Origin of the sequence: Streptomyces sp. SID486 (genome assembly GCF_009865385.1) — a bacterium.
Classification (GTDB): domain Bacteria; phylum Actinomycetota; class Actinomycetes; order Streptomycetales; family Streptomycetaceae; genus Streptomyces.
Map to the genome: position 1 here is coordinate 1 of NZ_WWJT01000702.1, position 18,877 is coordinate 18,877.

Genomic DNA, 18,877 nt, shown 5'->3' on the forward strand with positions numbered 1-18,877 from the left:
GGGCGGCTTCGGCGGTCAGACGCCGGGGGCCCCGCAGGGCCTGCAGGCCGCCAACCCGAACGGACCGCAGCAGGACTTCTTCGGCGGCCGCGGCCAGAAGCGCTCCGGCGCTCCCGCGGACCAGGGCCGCCGGCCCCAGCTTCCGCCGCGTGGCGGTCCGCGCGCCGAACTGCCCGGCGGCGACGCGCAGTCGCGCACCCCGGACTGGAGCGACGCCCAGGCCCCGCTGTCCCGCGCCTCGCTGGACACCCCGCGCGGCCACGACGAGCAGGACCCCTCGCAGACCGCGCGCATGCCGCGGGTGGACGACCGGCAGGGTCCGGGCTCCACCTCGGAGATACCCCGCGTCGACGCGCAGGGTCCGGCCGCGACGGGCGAGTTCCAGCGCCCCGAGCTGCCCGGCCCGAGCGGCTCCGCCCAGCAGACCGGCCAGTTCGCCCGCCCGGACAGCGCCCAGCACACGGGCCAGTTCGCGCGCCCCGACGACGCCCAGCAGACCGGTCAGTTCGCGCGCCCCGACAGCGCCCGGCACACGGGACAGTTCGCCCGCCCGGACAACGGCCACCACACGGGCCAGTTCGCCCGCCCGGACGACGGTGCCCAGCAGCCGGGTGACTTCGACGGTCCCGGTGCGCAGCAGGGCAACGGGTCGTTCGTCCGCTCCGACGTGTTCGGCACGCCGGCCGCCGGACGGCCGGACGGCGGCGCGCAGAGCACGGGCCAGTTCCCGGTTCCGCAGGCCCCGCAGGGGTACGACGGCGGCTCCACGGGCCAGCACGCCCTGCCCGGCCGCCAGAACCCCGGCCACAGCGGGCAGTTCGAGCGCCCGCAGCCGGGCGGCCCGGCCGACTTCGGCGCCCCGCGTCCGCAGGCTCCGGCCCCGGCTCAGGCCCCGCAGCAGCGCCCGGTGCGTTCCGAGTCCGGCAACCCGGGCGGCGCGCAGCGGCCCGACGAGGGCCGCGGACCGGGCGACGGCTGGGCGCTGCCGCCGGCCAGCGGCCCGGGCGACGGTCGTACCCCGCTGTACGACACGCTGGAGACCAACTGGTTCCACGGCCAGCAGCAGGAGAGCGAACCCGCCCAGCGGCAGCCCCAGGCTCCCGCGCAGGCGCCCGCTCCCCAGCGGCCCGCGCCCAACACCGGTTCCTGGCGCACCTCGCCGAACGACGAACTCGTCCGGCAGGCCGAGCGCGTACGGCAGCCAGCCGCGGGTGGGATCACCACCTCCGGCCTGCCGCGCCGCGTGCCCCGGGCGAACCTCGTGCCCGGTACGGCACAGCAGCAGCAGCACCAAGCCGGTCCGCAGGTCTCGCGTGCGCCTGACGACGTACGCGGACGGCTGACCAATCTTCGTCGGGGCATCGCTCAGGGCCGTCAGGCCGGCAGCGGCCAGACCGGCAGCTTCCCGAGCCCCACTCACCAGCAGGAGCGTTAGTTGAGTCCGATGAGCCAGGCGGCACAGAACCTGAACTGGTTGATCACCAACTTCGTGGACAACACCCCCGGGGTGTCGCACACGGTGGTGGTCTCCGCCGACGGCCTTCTGCTGGCGATGTCCGAAGGTTTCCCACGGGACCGCGCCGACCAGTTGGCGGCCGTCGCGTCCGGGCTGACCTCCCTGACGGCCGGGGCTTCCCGGATCTTCGAGGGCGGCACGGTGGCGCAGACGGTCGTGGAGATGGAGCGCGGGTTCCTCTTCCTCATGTCCATCTCGGACGGGTCGTCCCTCGCGGTCCTGGCCCATCCCGATGCGGACATCGGCCTCGTCGGCTACGAGATGGCACTGCTCGTCGACCGCGCGGGTGCGGTACTGACCCCGGACCTGCGCGCCGAACTCCAGGGAAGTCTGCTTCACTGACCTCCCGCGGCACCACCCACCTCACGAAAACACCGTCCGGCCGCCACAATCCCCCCACCGGCCCCATACAGACGGCTTGACTGACCGACTTGCTGTCCCGCCCGGAGGATTCATGACCCCGCCCACCGCCCATCATGATCCGTACGCGGAGCCGTACGGGGACGAGGGCGACCAGCCGCTGGTGAGGCCGTACGCCATGACCGGCGGCCGGACCCGGCCGCGCTACCAGCTCGCCATAGAGGCGCTGATCAGCACCACGGCCGACCCGGCAGCGCTCATGGGGCTGCTCCCGGAGCACCAGCGCATCTGCCATCTGTGCCGGGAGGTCAAGTCGGTCGCGGAGGTCTCCGCGCTGCTGGCCATGCCGCTCGGTGTGGCCCGGATCCTGGTCGCCGACCTCGCCGAGGCCGGCCTGGTCGCCATCCACCAGCCTGGTGGCGACGAGAACAACGGCGGCGCTCCTGATGTGACGCTGCTCGAAAGGGTGCTCAGTGGACTTCGCAAGCTCTGACGCGGGCCGGGCCACCACCTCCGCGAAGATCGTGGTGGCGGGCGGCTTCGGCGTGGGCAAGACCACGTTCGTCGGCGCCGTCTCGGAGATCAACCCGCTGCGCACAGAGGCCGTCATGACGTCCGCGTCGGCCGGCATCGACGACCTCACCCACACCGGGGACAAGACCACCACCACGGTGGCCATGGACTTCGGCCGTATCACCCTGGACCAGGACCTCATCCTGTACCTGTTCGGCACCCCCGGACAGGACCGCTTCTGGTTCATGTGGGACGACCTGGTCCGCGGCGCCATCGGCGCCGTCGTCCTCGTCGACACCCGCCGCCTCGCCGACTGCTTCCCCGCCGTCGACTACTTCGAGAACAGCGGCCTGCCCTTCGTCATCGCCCTCAACGGCTTCGACGGCCAGCAGCCCTACAACCCCGACGAGGTCCGCGAAGCCCTCCAGATCGGACCCGACACCCCGATCATCACCACCGACGCCCGCCACCGCGCCGACGCCAAGAGCGCCCTGATCACCCTGGTGGAACACGCCCTCATGGCCCGCCTGAAGTAGCACTCAAATGCGACAGGCCGTACGGCAGTTGTCGTAGCGGGTTCGGAGCCGACTGTGGCCTTAGACACGGTCGGCTCCGGTGTTCATAACAGTTCGGCAGAGGAATCCTCCGGTATCGCCACGCGACGCGGTCGTGCGGTGCCGCTGTGCGCACGACCACCCCGCCTTTTGGCAAGGCTCGCTCTTTATGACCGTTTTATCTGGCGCTTACAAGTGTGTGCTCCACCGGTTTCCACTGTTTGGAAGTGCGCTGGTCCACGTGCTGGAATGCCTGAACTGCCCAAAGGTCGAAGACGTACTCCACAGTGGTCTGTGGCGAACCGGGCTCTGAGAGACTGCGGCACGACGTAGGTGCCGACCGCCGAGAGGTTGTTGGTCGAGTGAGGCGAAGCAAGAACGGTCCCGAGCCGTCGGCACGGGGCAACTTCACCCCGCCGCCGCGCGCTGCGGCGCCCACCCCCGTTTCCGGCGCGGAACCGGCGGCCGCTCCCGCGGCCGGCGGTGGCCGTCTCTCCCCGCGGAACTGGCGGGTGCCCACCCGTCTGAACGCGATTCTGCTCATACCCGTGGCGGTCGGCCTCGTCATGGGCGGCTTCCAGGTGAAGAGCTCGATCGACACCTGGCAGCAGGCCCGCGACGCGGAGCACACCGCCCGTCTGGTGCGTGCCGCCCTCGGCTACGCCGACGCGCTGGAGAACGAGCGCGACGTCACCGCGGCGCCGCTGCTGATGAAGAAGAACGACGCGGCCGGCAAGGCCACCGTCGACAGCGCCCGCAAGGCCACGGACGAGGCCGCCGCCGCCTTCCAGGAGGCGACGAAGAGCGCGCCGGACGATTCCGGCCTGCAGCGCCGGCTGAAGCTGTTCGGCGAGGCCGAGCCCAAGCTGGCCCAGCTGCGCCAGGCGGCCTACACCTCCAAGATGACCGGCGTCCAGACCGAGGAGGGCTACGTCGGCGTCGCCCACCCCTTGATGGAGTTCGCCAACGAGCTGGGCCTGGGCACCGGAAACATCACCTCCTACGGCCGTACCGTCTACGCCATCTCGCTGACCAAGGCGGCGCTGTCGCTGGAGCGGTCGATCGGCACGCACCTGCTGGTCAAGCCCGGCCCGGACGCCCCGAACCTGGCGACCCAGCGGGTCTCGCTGTCCTCCTACGCCTACCTCGAGCGCATCGCCATCGAGGAGTACACCGGCGGTGGCACCGAGGCCGACGCGCAGAAGCTCGAGGACGCCAAGGAGAAGATCAAGGCGGACGGCGCCGCCCTGAGCGAGAAGGCCAAGGCGGAGAACCCCGACTACGTCGCTCCGCCCGCCGACCCGTCCGACATGGTCACGGCGCTCGCCACCATGAAGGACACCAGCACGTCCACCCGCGAGGAGCTGGCCGGCAAGGGCATCACCGCCCAGAACTGGTGGGCGGCCAACACGCTGAAGTACACGGCGTACCGCCAGATCGAGTCGGACCTCGCCGACAAGGCGGTGAGCGAGGCCTCCGGCATCGCCGACGACGCCAAGACCTCCGCGTTCATCACCGGTGCCGTGGTCGTCATCGCCCTGCTGGCCGCGTTCATCCTGGCCGGTCTGGTGGCCCGCCAGATGAGCCGCGCGATGCGCCAGCTGCGCAACGCCGCCTTCGGCATCGCCGAGCAGCGGCTGCCGATGCTGGTCGACCAGCTCTCCCGCACCGACCCCGGCCGGGTCGACACCCGGGTGGCGCCGATCCCGATCACCACCAAGGACGAGATCGGCGAAGTCGCCCGCGCCTTCGACCAGGTCCACCGCGAGGCGGTCCGGCTCGCCTCCGAGCAGGCCCTGCTGCGGGGCAACATCAACGCGATCTTCACCAACCTCTCCCGCCGTAACCAGTCGCTGATCGAGGGCCAGCTGACCCTGATCACCGACCTGGAGAACAACGAGGCGGACCCGGACCAGCTGGAGAACCTCTTCCGCCTGGACCACCTGGCCACCCGTATGCGCCGCAACGGCGAGAACCTGCTGGTCCTCGCGGGCGAGGAGCCCGGCCGCCGCTGGGACCAGCCGGTCCCGCTGGTCGACGTGCTGCGCGCCGCCTCCTCCGAGGTGGAGCAGTACGAGCGCATCGAGCTGTCCGGTGTGCCGGAGGCCGAGATCCACGGCCGCGCGGTCACCGACCTCGTGCACCTGCTGGCCGAGCTGCTGGAGAACGCCACGACGTTCTCCTCCCCGCAGACCAAGGTCCGCGTCACCGCGACCCGTCTTCCCGACGGCCGCGTCATGATCGAGATCCACGACAAGGGCATCGGCCTGACCGCCGAGGACTTCGCGGACATCAACCACAAGCTGGCCAACCCGCCGACCGTGGACGCCGCGATCTCCCAGCGCATGGGCCTGTTCGTGGTCGGCCGGCTGTCCGACCGGCACGGCATCCGGGTCCAGCTGCGCCCCTCGGGCGAGCAGGCCGGTACGACCTCCCTGGTCATGCTGCCGGACGCGATCACGCACGGCGGTGGCGGCGAGATGCCGCTGGACCGCGAGGAGTTCACCGTCTCGCAGATCATCCCGGAGCAGCAGTTCCAGGGTGAGAGCTTCGGCCAGCAGCAGCCGCTGCGTACCGCCGCCGAGCTGGGCTTCGACGACAGCCAGTACACCGAGGTCCCGGACGACCTGCGGGATCTGAATCCGGTCGGCCGGTCCCTGATGCGCGAGGAGCGCCGGGCGGCCCTGGAGGCCCAGTCCCACGGGCAGCACCCCGGCGACCAGCAGCAGGAGGCGGGCGAGCCCGCCGCCGGGTACCAGGATCCGTTCGCCGGTCAGCAGGCGTACCAGGAGCAGCAGCACCAGCAGTCGTACCAGGAGCAGCAGCGGGCGTACGACGAGCAGCAGCACCAGCAGCGGGGCTTCGAGGCGCCCGCGTACGAGGAGCAGCAGCACGCGTCGTACGAGCAGCCGTACGAGCAGTCGTACGACGAGCAGTACTACCGGTCGGACGAGGAGGTGCCGCAGCACGACGGGTTCTCCGTCGGCGGTGGCTACCAGGAGTCGGCGGCCCCGTATGCGGAACCGGCCCGGACGCCGTCCTACCAGGACGACTGGCCCCAGCAGGACGGGTACCAGAACGGTTATCCGGACCAGTACGCTCCGGAAGCGGAATCCTCGCAGGTCGCCGACGCGAGTCAGCAGAACCACGTAGGCTTCGACCGTCCGGGGACGGCGACCCCCGCCGCACACGCGCTGACCGACGCCGGGCTGCCCCGCCGCGGTGCCCCCGCGAGCGGCTCCCAGGGCGCCGGCTCCGCGAACGGCACGGCGCGCGTGCGGCAGGACACGCCGGCTCCGGCACCGGGCAACGCTCCGGGCAACGCCCCCGGGGCGCGCGGCGACAGCGGCTGGCGTTCGGCGAACGACGAGCGCTGGCAGCAGGCGTCGCAGCTCAAGAAGCCCAAGGCAGGCGGGGTCACCGCCTCCGGCCTGCCGCGGCGGGTTCCCAAGGCCAACCTGGTCGAGGGCGCCGCCGAATCCACTCCCCAGGGAGGCCCACAGGTCTCCCGTGCCCCGGAGGACGTCCGGGGCAGGCTGAGCAACCTGCGTCGGGGCGTCCAGCGCGGACGCAGCGCAGGCAGTGAAACGAACGGTCAGGCCACCGATAATCAGCACAGTGGTCCTGACAGCACCTACAACCAGGAGCGTTAGTGTGAGCCCGATGAGCCAGGCGGCACAGAACCTGAACTGGTTGATCACCAACTTCGTGGACAACACCCCGGGGGTGTCCCACACGGTGGTGGTCTCCGCCGACGGACTCCTTCTGGCGATGTCCGAAGGCTTCCCCCGCGACCGCGCCGACCAGCTCGCGGCCGTCGCCTCCGGTCTGACCTCGCTGACCGCCGGTGCCTCGCGCATCTTCGAGGGCGGCAGCGTGAACCAGACGGTTGTGGAGATGGAGCGAGGATTTCTCTTCATCATGTCCATCTCGGACGGTTCGTCCCTCGCGGTGCTCGCCCACCCGGAGGCGGACATCGGCCTCATCGGGTACGAGATGGCCCTTCTGGTGGACCGCGCGGGCACGGTCCTCACCCCGGATCTCCGTGCGGAGCTCCAGGGGAGCCTTCTCAACTAGTAATCGGACGGTGCGTATTCGCGTCCCGGGGCCGTAAGGTTTCGGGACGCGGCTCCACAGGGATGGGCGCCCGGCGCAGTCGGAGGAGGAGAAAGTGGCAACACCCCCAGGCGGTTCGTCTTCGGGCAACTGGTCGTACGGCCCTGGCCAGGGTCAGGGCGACGGTTCGGCGAACCGGTACAACTTCCCCTCCACGCCCCGCCATCGGCAGCCGTACGCACCGCAGGGCCCCGGCCCGTCCCCGTACGACCAGCCCCAGGCCCCGCGCATCCAGCCGGTCCAGCCGCAGCGCCGGCCCGAGCCGGCCCCGGCGGCGAACAACCCCCTGGTGCGTCCGTACGCCATGACCGGCGGCCGGACCCGCCCGCGCTACCAGCTCGCCATCGAGGCACTGGTGCACACCACCGCCGCTCCGCACCAGATGCAGGGCCAGCTGCCCGAGCATCAGCGGATCTGCAACCTGTGCCGGGAGATCAAGTCGGTGGCCGAGGTCTCGGCCCTGCTGACGATCCCCCTCGGCGTGGCCAGGATTCTCGTCGCCGACTTGGCGGAGGCGGGCCTGGTCGCCATCCATCAGCCCGGCGGCGACGAGAACGCCGGTGGCCAGCCAGACGTGACACTGCTCGAAAGGGTGCTCAGTGGACTTCGCAAGCTCTAGCGGCGGTCCTTCCCGCTCCACCACCTCCGCGAAGATCGTGGTGGCGGGCGGCTTCGGCGTGGGCAAGACCACGTTCGTCGGCGCCGTCTCGGAGATCAACCCGCTGCGCACAGAGGCCGTCATGACGTCCGCGTCGGCCGGCATCGACGACCTCACCCACACCGGGGACAAGACCACCACCACGGTGGCCATGGACTTCGGCCGCATCACCCTGGACCAGGACCTCATCCTGTACCTGTTCGGCACCCCCGGACAGGACCGCTTCTGGTTCATGTGGGACGACCTGGTCCGCGGCGCCATCGGCGCCGTCGTCCTCGTCGACACCCGCCGCCTCGCCGACTGCTTCCCCGCCGTCGACTACTTCGAGAACAGCGGCCTGCCCTTCGTCATCGCCCTCAACGGCTTCGACGGCCAGCAGCCCTACAACCCCGACGAAGTCCGCGAAGCCCTCCAGATCGGCCCCGACACCCCGATCATCACCACCGACGCCCGCCACCGCGCCGACGCCAAGAGCGCCCTGATCACCCTGGTGGAACACGCCCTCATGGCCCGCCTGCGCTAGGACTGCGCGCCCCGCGACCGGACCCGGCCCCCCGCCTCTCCCGCCAGAGGTACGGGGGCCGTCCGCGTGTCCGAGGGAGCGAAAGACGGCACGGCGCCGGGGGGCATGGGTGACAATGCCCAGATCGCAGCGCGTTCACGGAGGGGGTGGGCGATGAGCGGCGCCGAGGTGGCGGCGTTACGGCTGGGGACGACCGTGGCGAAGGCCGCGGCCCAGATGTGGCTCGGGGGCAAGCGGCGGGAGCAGGAACGCCGGCTGGACATGGCCGAGCTGATCCGGCTGCGGGTGTCGGGGCTGCGGTTCCAGCGGGGCGTCCAACGGCAGTTCGAGGAGATCGCGGACGCGGTGTACGACCGGCTGGCGCCCTTCCTGGACCGGGAGTTCCCCGGCCTGGAGAGCAGCAGCCGGCAGGCCGTGATCGACGGGGTGTGCGACACGTTCGCGGCGGCGGACCTGTCGGACGGGGCGGTCCTCGCGGCGGACGTGAGCCCGGCGGAGATCGTGCGCCGGGTGACGGCGACGGCGGGGCCGCCGGCCGGTCTCGGCGAGGCGGAGAGCCGGCTGTTCGAGATGCTCCTCGGGGAGTGCGTCGAGTACTACGTGCGCGTCGTGCAGGGGCTGCCGGTCTTCGAGGAGCGGGCGCTGACCGAGCTGCTTGGCCGCACGACCTCCCTGGGCGCCGAGATCGCCCGGGTGCTTCGACGGCTGCCCGACCGCTCCCTGTTCGCTCCCGAGGGCACGGACCGGGACGGTGACTTCCGGCGCCGCTATCTGGAACTGGTCAGCACGAGCCTGGACGAGGTGGAACTGTTCCGGCGCACGTCCGACCGGGCGGGGGCGCAGGTACGGCTCTCGGTGGCGTACGTGAGCCTGCGGGCGACGGGGGACGACGGAAGCCGGCGCCGTCCGGCCCGCTCCCTGCCCGTGCTGCGCCCTGACATGAGCGACTGGGAGGACACCGGGGGCGAGAGCGCCGGGATGCGGGTGGAGACGGCCCTGGGCGGAGCCACCCGGGTGCTGCTGCGCGGCGAGGCGGGCTCCGGCAAGACGACGCTGCTGCGCTGGCTGGCGATCACAGCGGCGCGAGGCGCCTTCACCGGCGAACTGGCGGGCTGGAACGGCCTGACGCCGGTGTTCGTGAAGCTGCGGGAGTACAGCGGCCGGAAGCTGCCGAGGCCGGAGGCGCTGCTGGACTCGGTGGCCGGGCAGATCACCGGCGTCATGCCGAAGGCGTGGGTGGAGCGCCAACTCGCCGGCGGCAGGGCCCTGCTGCTCGTCGACGGCGTGGACGAGCTGCTGGACGGCGAGCGGCGGGGCGTACGGGAGTGGCTGCGCACGCTGCTCACCGCCTACGGGGACGTGCGGGTGGTCGTCACCTCCCGGCCCGCGGCGGCTCGCGCCGACTGGCTGCGCCGCGAGGAGTTCACGGCCCTGCACCTGGACCGCATGGCCCCGCCCGACCTCGCGGCCTTCGTACGGCAGTGGCACCGGGCGGTACGGGAGCTGGACGACGACCTGCCGTGCCCGGTGGAGGAACTTCCGCGCTACGAGCAGTCGTTGCTGACGAGCCTGAAGGACCGGCCGCACCTTCAGTCCCTGGCGGGTACTCCGCTGCTGGCGGCGATGCTGTGCGCGATGCACCTGGTCCGGGGCAGCCAGCTCCCCCGGGACCGGATGGAGCTGTACCGCAACGCCCTGCACGCCCTGGTCCACGAGCGGGACGCGGACCGGAACGTGCCCAGCGCGGCGGACAGCGCGCTGAGCCTGAACGACAAGCTGGTGCTGCTCCGGGACCTGGCGTGGCGGCTGTCGGACAACAACCGCAGCGAGATCGGGCTGGAGCAGGCGGCCGTGCACGTCGGCAGGAAGCTCACCGGGATGCGGCACGTGGAGGAGCAGGACGGCGGCCGGGTCCTGGAGCAGCTCCGGGACCGCTCGGGGATCCTCCGCTCCCCCGCCGAGGGCCGTCTGGACTTCGTGCACCGGACGTTCCAGGAGTACCTGGCCGCCGCGGAGGCGACGGAGGAGGACCGCGTCGGCAACCTGGTCGAGCGGGCCCACCTGGACCTGTGGCGCGAGACGGTCGTCATGGCGGCGGGCCATGCGAACCGCCCGCAGCGGGAGGAACTGCTCGGCGGCATCCTGGACCGGGCGCGGGAGGAACCCCGGTACGGCAGGAAGCTGCGGCTGCTGGCGGCGGCCTGCCAGGAGACCGTGCCGGAGGTCTCCGACGGGCTCGCCGGGAGGCTGGAGGAGGCGGTGTCCGCTCTTCTCCCGGCGCGCCGGCAGACCGACCCGCCCGCGCTGGCGGCGGTCGGGCCGAGTCTGCTGCGGAGGCTGCCGCGCTCGCTGGGGGAACTGACGACCAAGGCGGCGGTGCAGACGGTGCGGACCGTGGCGCTGATCGGCGGGGAGCAGGCACTGAGGGTCCTGGAGGGCTACGCGCGGGACGGGCGTCGTGACGTGATCGCCGCGCTCATCGACGCCTGGGGGTACTTCGACGCGGATGCTTACGCCGATCGGGTGATGAGCGGGCTTCCGCTGGACAGCCACCGAGTGGAGGTGAAGCACGCGGCCCAGTTGCGAGCCACGGCACGGCTGAGATCCCTGACCTCGCTGTGGATCAGGTTCGGCCTGCCGGACCTGTCCCTGCTCGGCGAACTCGCTCCGCTTCGGGAACTGACCTGCACCGTGCAGGGCACGGCTGACCTGTCCCTGCTCAAGGGGCACGGCGAGCTCGGTGGCTTCCAGCTCCTCGGTGCCGCGGCGGTGCGCAATCCGCAGGTCCTGGCGGACCTGCCCGCGCTGCGCCTCCTGCAGTTGCCGCTCGCCGGCGGTGCCGGCGCGGGCCTCCCGGTCCTGCCGGAACTCGCCACGCTGGTCTGCTCGCGGGTGACGGCGGCGACCAGGCTGGACTTCCTGAGCCGGCTCGGCGGCGTCCAGAACCTGTACCTCGTCAGTGATCACCACAACGGGCTGCCCGAACTGGCCGCCCTGCCCGTGCTGGAGCGTCTGCGCAGCATGCGGCTCTACTACTTCGACGCCCGGGATCTGCCGGGGCGACTCGCGCCGGTCCGCGACAGGCTCACCGGTCTCGGCCTGCACGGCTGTCTCCTGCCCGACGGACCGGACGGCCTGGGCCCGTGGGCACGGCTGAGGTGGCTGGAGCTGAGCGACTGCGAGACCGGCGCGGGACCCGTCACCGAACTGCGCCTCCCCGGGGTCCACGTCACTGTCGACTGAACACACCGCAGCCCCGTCCGCCCAGGAGGGCGAGCGGGGCTGCGGTCACGCACTGAACCTCGGTCAGTGCCAGCTGTGCGGCGCGCGGAAACCGCCCTCGCGCTCCAGGCGGCGCCAGCCTGCCTTGGCGCGGCCTCGGTGGGTCTGGGCCGAGGGCTCGGGACGGGCGGCGGCGCGGGCCATGAGGACGGCCGTGATGGCGGCGACCTCCTCGGGGTCGGCGTGGCCCTTCTCGACGCGGATGTCAGGAGTGCTCATGGGTGTCAGTCTCCGTGGATGAGAGGTCCGCGGGGTTGCCGCGGCGGGTCCGCCGGGTTACTGCGGGGGGTTGCCGTGCTTGCGGGAGGGCAGGTCGGCGTGCTTGGTGTGCAGCATCGCCAGGGACCTGGCCAGCACCTCGCGGGTCTCCGCCGGGTCGATGACGTCGTCGACCAGGCCGCGCTCGGCCGCGTAGTAGGGGTGCATCAGCTCGGCCTTGTACTCCTTGACCATCTTCTGGCGCATGGCCTCGGGGTCCTCGGCGCCCGCGATCTGCCTGCGGAAGATGACGTTGGCCGCGCCTTCCGCGCCCATCACGGCGATCTCGTTCGTCGGCCAGGCGTAGGTGAGGTCGGCGCCGATCGACTGGGAGTCCATGACGATGTAGGCACCTCCGTACGCCTTGCGCAGGATGAGCGAGATCCTCGGCACGGTCGCGTTGCAGTAGGCGTACAGCAGCTTCGCGCCGTGGCGGATGATTCCGCCGTGTTCCTGGTCGACGCCGGGGAGGAACCCGGGCACGTCCAGGAAGGTGACGATCGGGATATTGAAAGCGTCACACATCTGCACGAAGCGTGCAGCTTTTTCGCTCGCCTCGATGTCCAGGACACCGGCGAGGACCTGGGGCTGGTTGGCGATGATGCCGACCACCTGGCCGTCCAGGCGGCCCAGGGCGCAGATGATGTTGCGCGCCCAGCGCTCGTGGACCTCCAGGTAGTCGCCGTCGTCGACGATCTCCTCGATGACCTTGGTCATGTCGTAGGGCCGGTTGCCGTCGGCCGGGACGAGGTCGAGGAGGACGTCGGAGCGGCGCTCCACCGGGTCCGTGGAGTCCACCCGGGGCGGGTTCTCGCGGTTGTTCTGCGGGAGCATCGACAGGAGGTAGCGCACCTCGGCGATGCAGGTCTCCTCGTCGTCGTACGCGAAGTGGCAGACGCCGGAGGTCTCGGCGTGCACGTCGGCGCCGCCGAGGCCGTTCTGGGTGATCTCCTCGCCGGTGACCGCCTTGACCACGTCCGGGCCGGTGATGAACATCTGCGAGGTCTCGCGGACCATGAAGACGAAGTCCGTCAGGGCGGGGCTGTAGGCCGCGCCGCCCGCGCACGGGCCGAGCATCACCGAGATCTGCGGGATGACACCGCTCGCCTTGGTGTTGCGCTGGAAGATGCCGCCGTAGCCGGCGAGGGCGGAGACGCCCTCCTGGATGCGGGCGCCGGCGCCGTCGTTCAGGGAGACCAGCGGGGCACCGGCCGCGATGGCCATGTCCATGATCTTGTGGATCTTGGTGGCGTGGGCCTCGCCCAGCGCGCCGCCGAAGATCCGGAAGTCGTGGGCGTAGACGAAGACCGTGCGGCCCTCCACCGTGCCCCAGCCGGTGATGACACCGTCGGTGTACGGCTTCTTCGCCTCCAGGCCGAAACCGGTCGCCCGGTGCCGGCGCAGCTGCTCGACCTCCTGGAAGGACCCGGGGTCGCAGAGCAGCTCGATCCGCTCCCGCGCCGTCAGCTTGCCCTTGGCGTGCTGCGCCTCGGTCGCCTTCTCGCTCGGGCCCGCCACGGCCTGGGCACGGATCTCGTGCAGTTCGGCGACCCGTCCGCGCGCGTCCGTCGGCTCGCCGGTCGGCTCACCCGTCGTCTCTTCCAAAACGGTCATGTAGCGACCTTACGAAGGACACGAAGAAAAGCGAGCCGTCGACTCTGTACAGTCTCCGGCCCGTTTTCCTGGTACCAGTGAACAGAACCTACGCGCGATGCAGCCGTTCCGACTGCTCAGAAGGGCCCCGGCTTGTAGGTAGGCCACAAAGCCGTCAGCTGAGAGCCACCTCACATTCGTGTGTGGAGCATGCCATCCCTGGAGTGACACGGAGCCTCAGACGGCGGTCCGCCGAGAGGACCTCGACGCTGTCGTCGGCCCGGGTGACCGCGCGCACCGGGTGGTCCCAGACCAGTTCCAGCGGGGCTCCGGTGCGGGGTGGCTCACTCACCCGGAGGGTCGCCGTGCGGCCCCGGCGCACGAGGAGCACGCTCGCGCCGGCCGAGAGGGTCAGCTCCCCCACCGTACCGGCTCGCCAGAAGTTGCCGGCCGTCAGACCCAGCCGGGGGACGGCCACGGCCTGGCAGGCCGGGTCGTTGGCGAGGACGGTCAGCCAGTGCCGGTCGGCGGCCCGGGCGGCCGTCTCCGCGCGGGTGGCGCCAGGGAGCAGGACGTAGGCGTAGCGGGCGTCCACCGGGTCGGTGCCGTGGTCGAGCCAGAGGGTCTGCCAGCGCCGGGTACGCCGCTCGGTATCGCTGGTGGTGTTGATGTCGGACCAGGCGCCGGTGCGGTCCTCGCGCAGGGCGCGCAGTGCGCCGCCGTACGGCAGGATCCATCCGCCGTGCTCCGCCAGGTGGGCCCAGTCCGGGCCGCGGACGAAGCGCTGGGTGCCGTTCTCGCCCAGGTTGCGGTTGTCCACGACCGTCTCGACCGGCATCCCGTCGGCGCAGGAGATCCCGGCGCCGAGGCAGACCACGGCGTCGGCGAGGAAGAACCAGGACTTCCGGGCCTCCAGGGTGGAGCCGAGGCCCTTGAGGTGCTGGCCGACGGCCGCGTAGGTGCCGTCGGTGGTGCCGCCGACCCAGCGCACGTCCGGTTTGGGGGCGCCCCACTCACCGCCGGCCCGGTCGGCGAGCCGTTTGGCCGACACCGTGGTGCCGGGCAGCCGGTACCAGTCGACGGTGGGCCAGTACCAGTCGGTGTACTGGTCGCTCCGGCCGCGCGGCCACCAGGAGAGCATGCCCGAGCCGGTGTGCCAGCCGCGCGGGTTCTCGCCGTTGCCGCATTCGTAGTGGGCGATGCGGTCGCTGGCCATGGCGAGGGCGGCCGTGAACCGGGGAGTGCGGTGCACGGCGCGGTCCATGGCCGGGAAGAGACGGTGGCCGAGCGGTTCCGGGGCCGCGGGTCCGGGCGAGTCGGCGATGGCGTGCAGCCGCGCCAGGTCGGCCACGTCGAACTGACGTGACGTCAGCATGGGCACCACGGTGTCCCGTTCGATCCACCCCTTGATCCGGGCGTGCCAGCGCTGTCGCTCCGGCCGGCTCGCACCGGCCGCGAGCACGGCCATGGCGGCGATCAGCGCCTGCCCGTGGTAGTGGTCGCTGCGCATGACGTGCGTGTCGTCGCCGCGCAGGTGACCCCGGCTGATGGCGCGGCCGTTGACGCAGTCCATCACCAGGCCGTCGTGGACGAGGGGGGCGTAGGCGTGCTCGACGCCGTCCAGGATGTTCTGCCGGGCGGGGTCGGTCACCTCCCACTCCGACCCGGCGAGCAGCGCGAACAGCCGCCCGAGGCCGTCGAGCAGGACCTGGCCATAGGTACCCGAGTAGGCGACCCAGGTGTGCTGGACGAAGGACCCGTCGGCGTAGAGGCCGTCACCCCGGGTGACGTGGGGGAAGACCGGTGAGAGGGCGTCCCGGGCCAGGGAGATCCGGCCGGGGTCCCGGCCGAGGACGCCGCGCAGCACCACTGACCGGCACAGGTCGACGCGGTTGGCGCCGGTGGAGGTGCCGGAGTAGTCGGTGAGCATCGCGTCCGGGATGAAGTGGTCGACGGCCGCGCAGGCCGCCGCGATCCGCTCCGGGCCGAGCGGTGTGTACAGGGCGGCCGTGATGTCCATGAGCAGCCGGGGGCTGCCGATCTGCCACTCCCACCAGTTGCCGTAGCGGGTGGTGGAGGGGTTGTAGACGGTGGCGGACAGGTGGTCGAGGCCGCGGAGCACATCGGCGAGCAGCCCGGGGTCGCCGGTCATGCCGGTGCCGTCCTGCGCGTACGCCTGGGCCATGGTCCACAGGCGGCCGTAGCTGAAGGTGATGCCGGACGGCGGGTCGAAGGGGTGCCCGGGCCACAGGGAGGCCGGTCCGGGGGCCATGGCAGCCCGGAACTCCTGCGCCTGCTCTCCGAGTTGAGCGAGCCGGGAGGCGTACGGCTCGGCGCCCGGGTCGTAGCCGGTGCCGAGCGCGATGCCGAGCCAGCGCCGGCGCAGTGCGTCGTAGGGGTCGTCGCCGGCCGCCCGCGCGTTCCACCCGGGGGTGGCGGCGAGGGCGGTGGCCAGCAGGAGTGCGCGTCGGGTCATGCCCATGGGGCCGGTCACCGCCCTCTCCCGCCGGCTCAGCAGCCGCCGCAGTTGTAGTAGAGGACGTCCCAGTGGCTGCCCTCGTCGGCGTAGATGTTGCCGGAGCCCGACTGCCACTGCGGGTAGCCGTCGCCGCGCAGGCCGATGTAGGTGAAGGTGTTCTTGACGTACGACGTCAGACACGTGTTCTTGCCGAAGTCGAGCTTGTAGCCGTTCCAGTGGGAGTAGGTGCCGGAGGCGTGTCCGGTCTCGGTGCCCCCGGTGATGTTGAGCGCGCAGCCACTGGCCCCCTTGAGGGTCTGGGCGCCCTGCGCGGTGGCCAGGTTCAGCTGCTCGAAGGACGTGCACGTCGGGTTGTTGCGGTCGGAGCAGTTGCCCGAGGACGACCAGGTGATGCCGGCCTGGCGGAACATCTGGGTGGCGGTCGCGTGGCTGATCTTGGTGGCGGCGGAGGCGTCGGTGGCGGTGCCGAGGACGGCGACGCCGGGCGCGGCGACGAGGGCCAGCGTGGTCAGCAGGGCACGCATCTTGAGCGGCTTCATGGAGGGACCTTCCTGCGGTGGGCCGTGCTTCCGGTGGGATCGGCTGTGCAGGTGGTGCAGGCAGATGGTGCCCGAGCGGTCGGCGCGTGCGCCAGGGGGTGTGCGTGGTGACTGTGTGAAACCACGAGAACACGCAGCGGATGATGTTGAAAACTGAACAGAATGGGTCTACCGTCGGAGACACCAGATTCGTTTAACGTTCAACCAGGAGCATGTGATGGGTATCTTCGGCCGCAAGGACACCACCGTCGCCCCCGCCGCGCAGACCGCCGCGGGCCCCGACCTCACCGCGCTGACCGGCGACTACACGATCGACCCCGCCCACAGCACGATCGGCTTCGTGGCCCGGCACGCCATGGTCACCAACGTCAAGGGCGGCTTCCACGACTTCACCGGCACGCTCCACCTGGACGGCGCCGACCCCACCCGCTCCACCGCCACGCTCGACATCCAGATGGCGAGCATCGACACCGGCAACGCCGACCGCGACGGTCACCTGAAGTCGGCCGACTTCTTCAAGATCGACGAGTTCCCGGCCATGACGTTCCGCTCCACCAAGGCCGAGTCGCTGGGCGGCGACGACTACCGCATCACCGGCGACCTCTCCCTGCTCGGCGTCACCAAGCCGATCTCCATCGACCTGGAGTTCAACGGCTCCGCCACGGACCCCTTCGGCAACGCCCGCGTCGGCTTCGAGGGCAAGGCCGAGATCCTGCGCTCCGAGTGGGGCCTGACCTGGAACGCGGCCCTGGAGACCGGCGGCGTCCTGATCTCCGACAAGATCAAGCTGGTCTTCGACATCTCGGCCATCCGCAACGCGTGAGGCGTCGGCGGGGGGCGGACATCCGAGAGGCGGGGCCCGTGTCCGCCGGCTTCAGGTGAACGCCGGTACGGCCGCCCCGCCACCCCGCACGGCGAACTCGCACCACACGATCTTGCCGGGGCTGCGCTCCCCCACGCCCCACTTGTCCGCGAGGGCCGCGACGAGAAGCAGACCCCGGCCGCGCTCCGACTCGGGAGACGTTTCCGGGGTGCGGACCTCACCCGGACCACTGTCGTGCACCTCCACCCGGAGCACGCCGCCCCGGTACAGCACCAGACGGACCAGGTACCCCCTGTCGGGCGGCACCCCGTGCAGCAGCGCGTTGGTCGCCAGTTCGCTCACACACAGGAGCACGTCGTCGCGCCGCTCGGCCAGCGACCAGTCGTCCAGGGTCACGCCCGCGAACATGCGGGCCAGCTGCACCGACCTGCGCTCCCGGTGACAGAAGGTCGCACGCACCGCAAAGGGTCGAAGTTCCGCGTTCATGGAACGAGTGTCACTGTGCGTCACTACGCTGGGCCAACGAGTGAGGTCGTAGTTCCTTTCACTACGACCTCGGTACGACCGGTTCGTCCACGCACGGGGGTAGGCAACGCCCATGAACCCAACACCCAGGAGCCGGAAGGTCGGTACGTGGCAGGCGGTGGGGTCGCTGGTCGCCCACTACCGCAAGCAGGCGCGGCTGACCCAGGAGCAGTTCTCCGAACTGGCCCACATCCACGTCGACACGGTGCGCTCCATCGAACAGGGCCGACTGGCCCTCCAGCCGGACCGCGCCGAGCAGTTCGACGAACTACTGGGTACGGGCGGGGCGTTGGCCGTCTTCGTGACCCGCTTACCGGTGCGGGAACGGATCGTGCAGTTCGCGCAGGGGCTGGTCGATCACGAGCAGGAGGCGGTGGGGATCCTGTCGTACGAGAGCCTGCTGGTACCGGGGCTGCTCCAGACCAAGGACTACTGCCGGGCCGTCTTCGACTACCGCTATCCGGCCATCGGCGACGAGACGGCCGAACAGTGGGTGAACGCCCGCATGGAGCGGCAGCTGATCTGGCGGCGCCAGCGACCGCCCGTCGGGCACTTCGTCCTCGAAGAGAGCATCCTGCGACGGCAAGTGGGCGGCCAGGAAGTGATGCGCGAGCAGTTCCGGCAGATCCTGGAGCTCACCGAACCGACCAACGTGAGCTTCCAGATCATGCCGGTGGAAAGCGTTCCGCACGCCTGCCTGGACGGCCCCCTGGTACTGCTGGAGACCCCCGAGCACGAACGCCTGGCCTACCTGGAGGTACAGCGGGCGAGTTTCCTCGTCGACGACCCGGAAGAGGTCAGCGACTATCACCACAAGTATGCGATGCTGCGGTCACAGGCGCTCTCGCCCGACAAGAGTGTGCGCCTCTTGCACGGACTGCTAGGAGAGTCATGACGACCGCGTGGTTCAAGTCCAGCTACAGCAGCAACGAGGGCGGTGACTGCCTCGAAGTCACCTACGACTGGCGCAAGTCCAGCTACAGCGGCAGCGAAGGCGGTAACTGCGTAGAGGTCGCCGCGCACCCCGCCGCCGTCCACGTACGGGACTCCAAGGCGGTCGCCACCGGCCCCGTCCTCACCGTCTCCCCCGCCACCTGGAGCGAGTTCCTCGACGGCATCGCCCGCTGACCGCTCGGGC

16 protein-coding genes and 1 pseudogene are annotated in these 18,877 nt (G+C 71.0%); 12 read left to right on the forward strand and 5 right to left on the reverse strand.

Annotation, left to right across the window (positions count from 1 at the left end):
- From GT045_RS32755 to GT045_RS32795, 9 genes and pseudogenes are all read left to right on the forward strand, one after another.
- A pseudogene (locus GT045_RS32755) lies at positions 1-1,435 on the forward strand (hypothetical protein); the annotation flags it as partial.
- A gap of 9 nt (positions 1,436-1,444) precedes the next feature.
- Positions 1,445-1,858, forward strand: a complete 414-nt coding sequence (locus tag GT045_RS32760) for a roadblock/LC7 domain-containing protein (RefSeq protein WP_030346561.1) — start codon at positions 1,445-1,447, stop codon at positions 1,856-1,858.
- Between the two features lie 112 nt (positions 1,859-1,970).
- Positions 1,971-2,369: a DUF742 domain-containing protein gene (locus tag GT045_RS32765; RefSeq protein ID WP_009190816.1), complete on the forward strand. Its 399-nt coding sequence runs from the start codon at positions 1,971-1,973 to the stop codon at positions 2,367-2,369.
- A complete protein-coding gene (locus GT045_RS32770; RefSeq protein ID WP_161336421.1) occupies positions 2,350-2,925 on the forward strand; it encodes an ATP/GTP-binding protein in 576 nt (191 codons plus the stop codon). Before GT045_RS32765 ends, GT045_RS32770 begins: the two co-directional genes overlap by 20 nt.
- A 380-nt stretch (positions 2,926-3,305) precedes the next feature.
- Positions 3,306-6,596 carry a nitrate- and nitrite sensing domain-containing protein gene (locus tag GT045_RS32775; protein WP_345942825.1) on the forward strand — a complete coding sequence of 1,097 codons (3,291 nt, stop codon included), beginning with the start codon at positions 3,306-3,308 and terminating at the stop codon, positions 6,594-6,596.
- A gap of 10 nt (positions 6,597-6,606) precedes the next feature.
- Positions 6,607-7,020 carry a roadblock/LC7 domain-containing protein gene (locus tag GT045_RS32780; protein WP_004983065.1) on the forward strand — a complete coding sequence of 138 codons (414 nt, stop codon included), beginning with the start codon at positions 6,607-6,609 and terminating at the stop codon, positions 7,018-7,020.
- A 94-nt stretch (positions 7,021-7,114) separates the two neighbouring features.
- Positions 7,115-7,678, forward strand: coding sequence for a DUF742 domain-containing protein (locus GT045_RS32785; RefSeq protein WP_161292509.1), 564 nt, complete (start codon positions 7,115-7,117; stop codon positions 7,676-7,678).
- Positions 7,659-8,240 carry an ATP/GTP-binding protein gene (locus tag GT045_RS32790; RefSeq protein ID WP_043432136.1) on the forward strand — a complete coding sequence of 194 codons (582 nt, stop codon included), beginning with the start codon at positions 7,659-7,661 and terminating at the stop codon, positions 8,238-8,240. The genes GT045_RS32785 and GT045_RS32790 overlap by 20 nt, the downstream gene beginning before the upstream one ends.
- A 153-nt stretch (positions 8,241-8,393) precedes the next feature.
- A complete protein-coding gene (locus GT045_RS32795; protein WP_202529237.1) occupies positions 8,394-11,483 on the forward strand; it encodes an NACHT domain-containing protein in 3,090 nt (1,029 codons plus the stop codon).
- A 63-nt stretch (positions 11,484-11,546) separates the two neighbouring features.
- On the opposite strand, the gene GT045_RS32800 is transcribed toward GT045_RS32795, so the two are convergent.
- The 4 genes from GT045_RS32800 to GT045_RS32815 form a co-directional block, all read right to left on the reverse strand.
- Positions 11,547-11,741 (reverse strand): acyl-CoA carboxylase subunit epsilon, encoded by a 195-nt coding sequence (locus tag GT045_RS32800; RefSeq protein ID WP_161288056.1) that lies wholly within the window; start codon positions 11,739-11,741, stop codon positions 11,547-11,549.
- A gap of 57 nt (positions 11,742-11,798) precedes the next feature.
- Positions 11,799-13,394: an acyl-CoA carboxylase subunit beta gene (locus GT045_RS32805; RefSeq protein ID WP_161288058.1), complete on the reverse strand. Its 1,596-nt coding sequence runs from the start codon at positions 13,392-13,394 to the stop codon at positions 11,799-11,801.
- A 154-nt stretch (positions 13,395-13,548) separates the two neighbouring features.
- Positions 13,549-15,855: a polysaccharide lyase 8 family protein gene (locus GT045_RS32810; protein ID WP_202529241.1), complete on the reverse strand. Its 2,307-nt coding sequence runs from the start codon at positions 15,853-15,855 to the stop codon at positions 13,549-13,551.
- A 29-nt stretch (positions 15,856-15,884) separates the two neighbouring features.
- The gene (locus GT045_RS32815; protein WP_161336425.1) at positions 15,885-16,391 is read right to left on the reverse strand and encodes a hypothetical protein; all 507 of its coding nucleotides are present in this window, start codon (positions 16,389-16,391) and stop codon (positions 15,885-15,887) included.
- A 217-nt stretch (positions 16,392-16,608) separates the two neighbouring features.
- Between GT045_RS32815 and GT045_RS32820 the strand changes: the two genes are divergently transcribed.
- Positions 16,609-17,214: a YceI family protein gene (locus GT045_RS32820; protein ID WP_161336426.1), complete on the forward strand. Its 606-nt coding sequence runs from the start codon at positions 16,609-16,611 to the stop codon at positions 17,212-17,214.
- Positions 17,215-17,265: 51 nt separating this feature from the next.
- Here the strand turns inward: GT045_RS32820 and GT045_RS32825 are convergent, their stop codons facing one another.
- Positions 17,266-17,700 (reverse strand): ATP-binding protein, encoded by a 435-nt coding sequence (locus tag GT045_RS32825; RefSeq protein ID WP_161336427.1) that lies wholly within the window; start codon positions 17,698-17,700, stop codon positions 17,266-17,268.
- A gap of 112 nt (positions 17,701-17,812) precedes the next feature.
- Between GT045_RS32825 and GT045_RS32830 the strand changes: the two genes are divergently transcribed.
- Positions 17,813-18,634 (forward strand): helix-turn-helix transcriptional regulator, encoded by an 822-nt coding sequence (locus GT045_RS32830; RefSeq protein WP_161336428.1) that lies wholly within the window; start codon positions 17,813-17,815, stop codon positions 18,632-18,634.
- On the forward strand, positions 18,631-18,867 hold the full coding sequence (locus tag GT045_RS32835) for a DUF397 domain-containing protein (RefSeq protein WP_161336429.1): 237 nt from the start codon (positions 18,631-18,633) through the stop codon (positions 18,865-18,867). The genes GT045_RS32830 and GT045_RS32835 overlap by 4 nt, the downstream gene beginning before the upstream one ends.
- The last annotated feature ends 10 nt before the right edge of the window (positions 18,868-18,877 follow it).

What these genes read in the sequence shown, in the direction of transcription:
- GT045_RS32810 (WP_202529241.1), bottom strand. Translation starts at nt 15,855, where the DNA reads ATGGGCATGACCCGACGCGCACTCCTGCTGGCCACCGCCCTCGCCGCC.
- GT045_RS32835 (WP_161336429.1), top strand. Translation starts at nt 18,631, where the DNA reads ATGACGACCGCGTGGTTCAAGTCCAGCTACAGCAGCAACGAGGGCGGT.
- GT045_RS32795 (WP_202529237.1), top strand. Translation starts at nt 8,394, where the DNA reads ATGAGCGGCGCCGAGGTGGCGGCGTTACGGCTGGGGACGACCGTGGCG.
- GT045_RS32760 (WP_030346561.1), top strand. Translation starts at nt 1,445, where the DNA reads ATGAGCCAGGCGGCACAGAACCTGAACTGGTTGATCACCAACTTCGTG.
- GT045_RS32825 (WP_161336427.1), bottom strand. Translation starts at nt 17,700, where the DNA reads ATGAACGCGGAACTTCGACCCTTTGCGGTGCGTGCGACCTTCTGTCAC.
- GT045_RS32820 (WP_161336426.1), top strand. Translation starts at nt 16,609, where the DNA reads ATGGGTATCTTCGGCCGCAAGGACACCACCGTCGCCCCCGCCGCGCAG.
- GT045_RS32830 (WP_161336428.1), top strand. Translation starts at nt 17,813, where the DNA reads ATGAACCCAACACCCAGGAGCCGGAAGGTCGGTACGTGGCAGGCGGTG.
- GT045_RS32805 (WP_161288058.1), bottom strand. Translation starts at nt 13,394, where the DNA reads ATGACCGTTTTGGAAGAGACGACGGGTGAGCCGACCGGCGAGCCGACG.
- GT045_RS32800 (WP_161288056.1), bottom strand. Translation starts at nt 11,741, where the DNA reads ATGAGCACTCCTGACATCCGCGTCGAGAAGGGCCACGCCGACCCCGAG.
- GT045_RS32815 (WP_161336425.1), bottom strand. Translation starts at nt 16,391, where the DNA reads ATGAAGCCGCTCAAGATGCGTGCCCTGCTGACCACGCTGGCCCTCGTC.
- GT045_RS32765 (WP_009190816.1), top strand. Translation starts at nt 1,971, where the DNA reads ATGACCCCGCCCACCGCCCATCATGATCCGTACGCGGAGCCGTACGGG.
- GT045_RS32780 (WP_004983065.1), top strand. Translation starts at nt 6,607, where the DNA reads ATGAGCCAGGCGGCACAGAACCTGAACTGGTTGATCACCAACTTCGTG.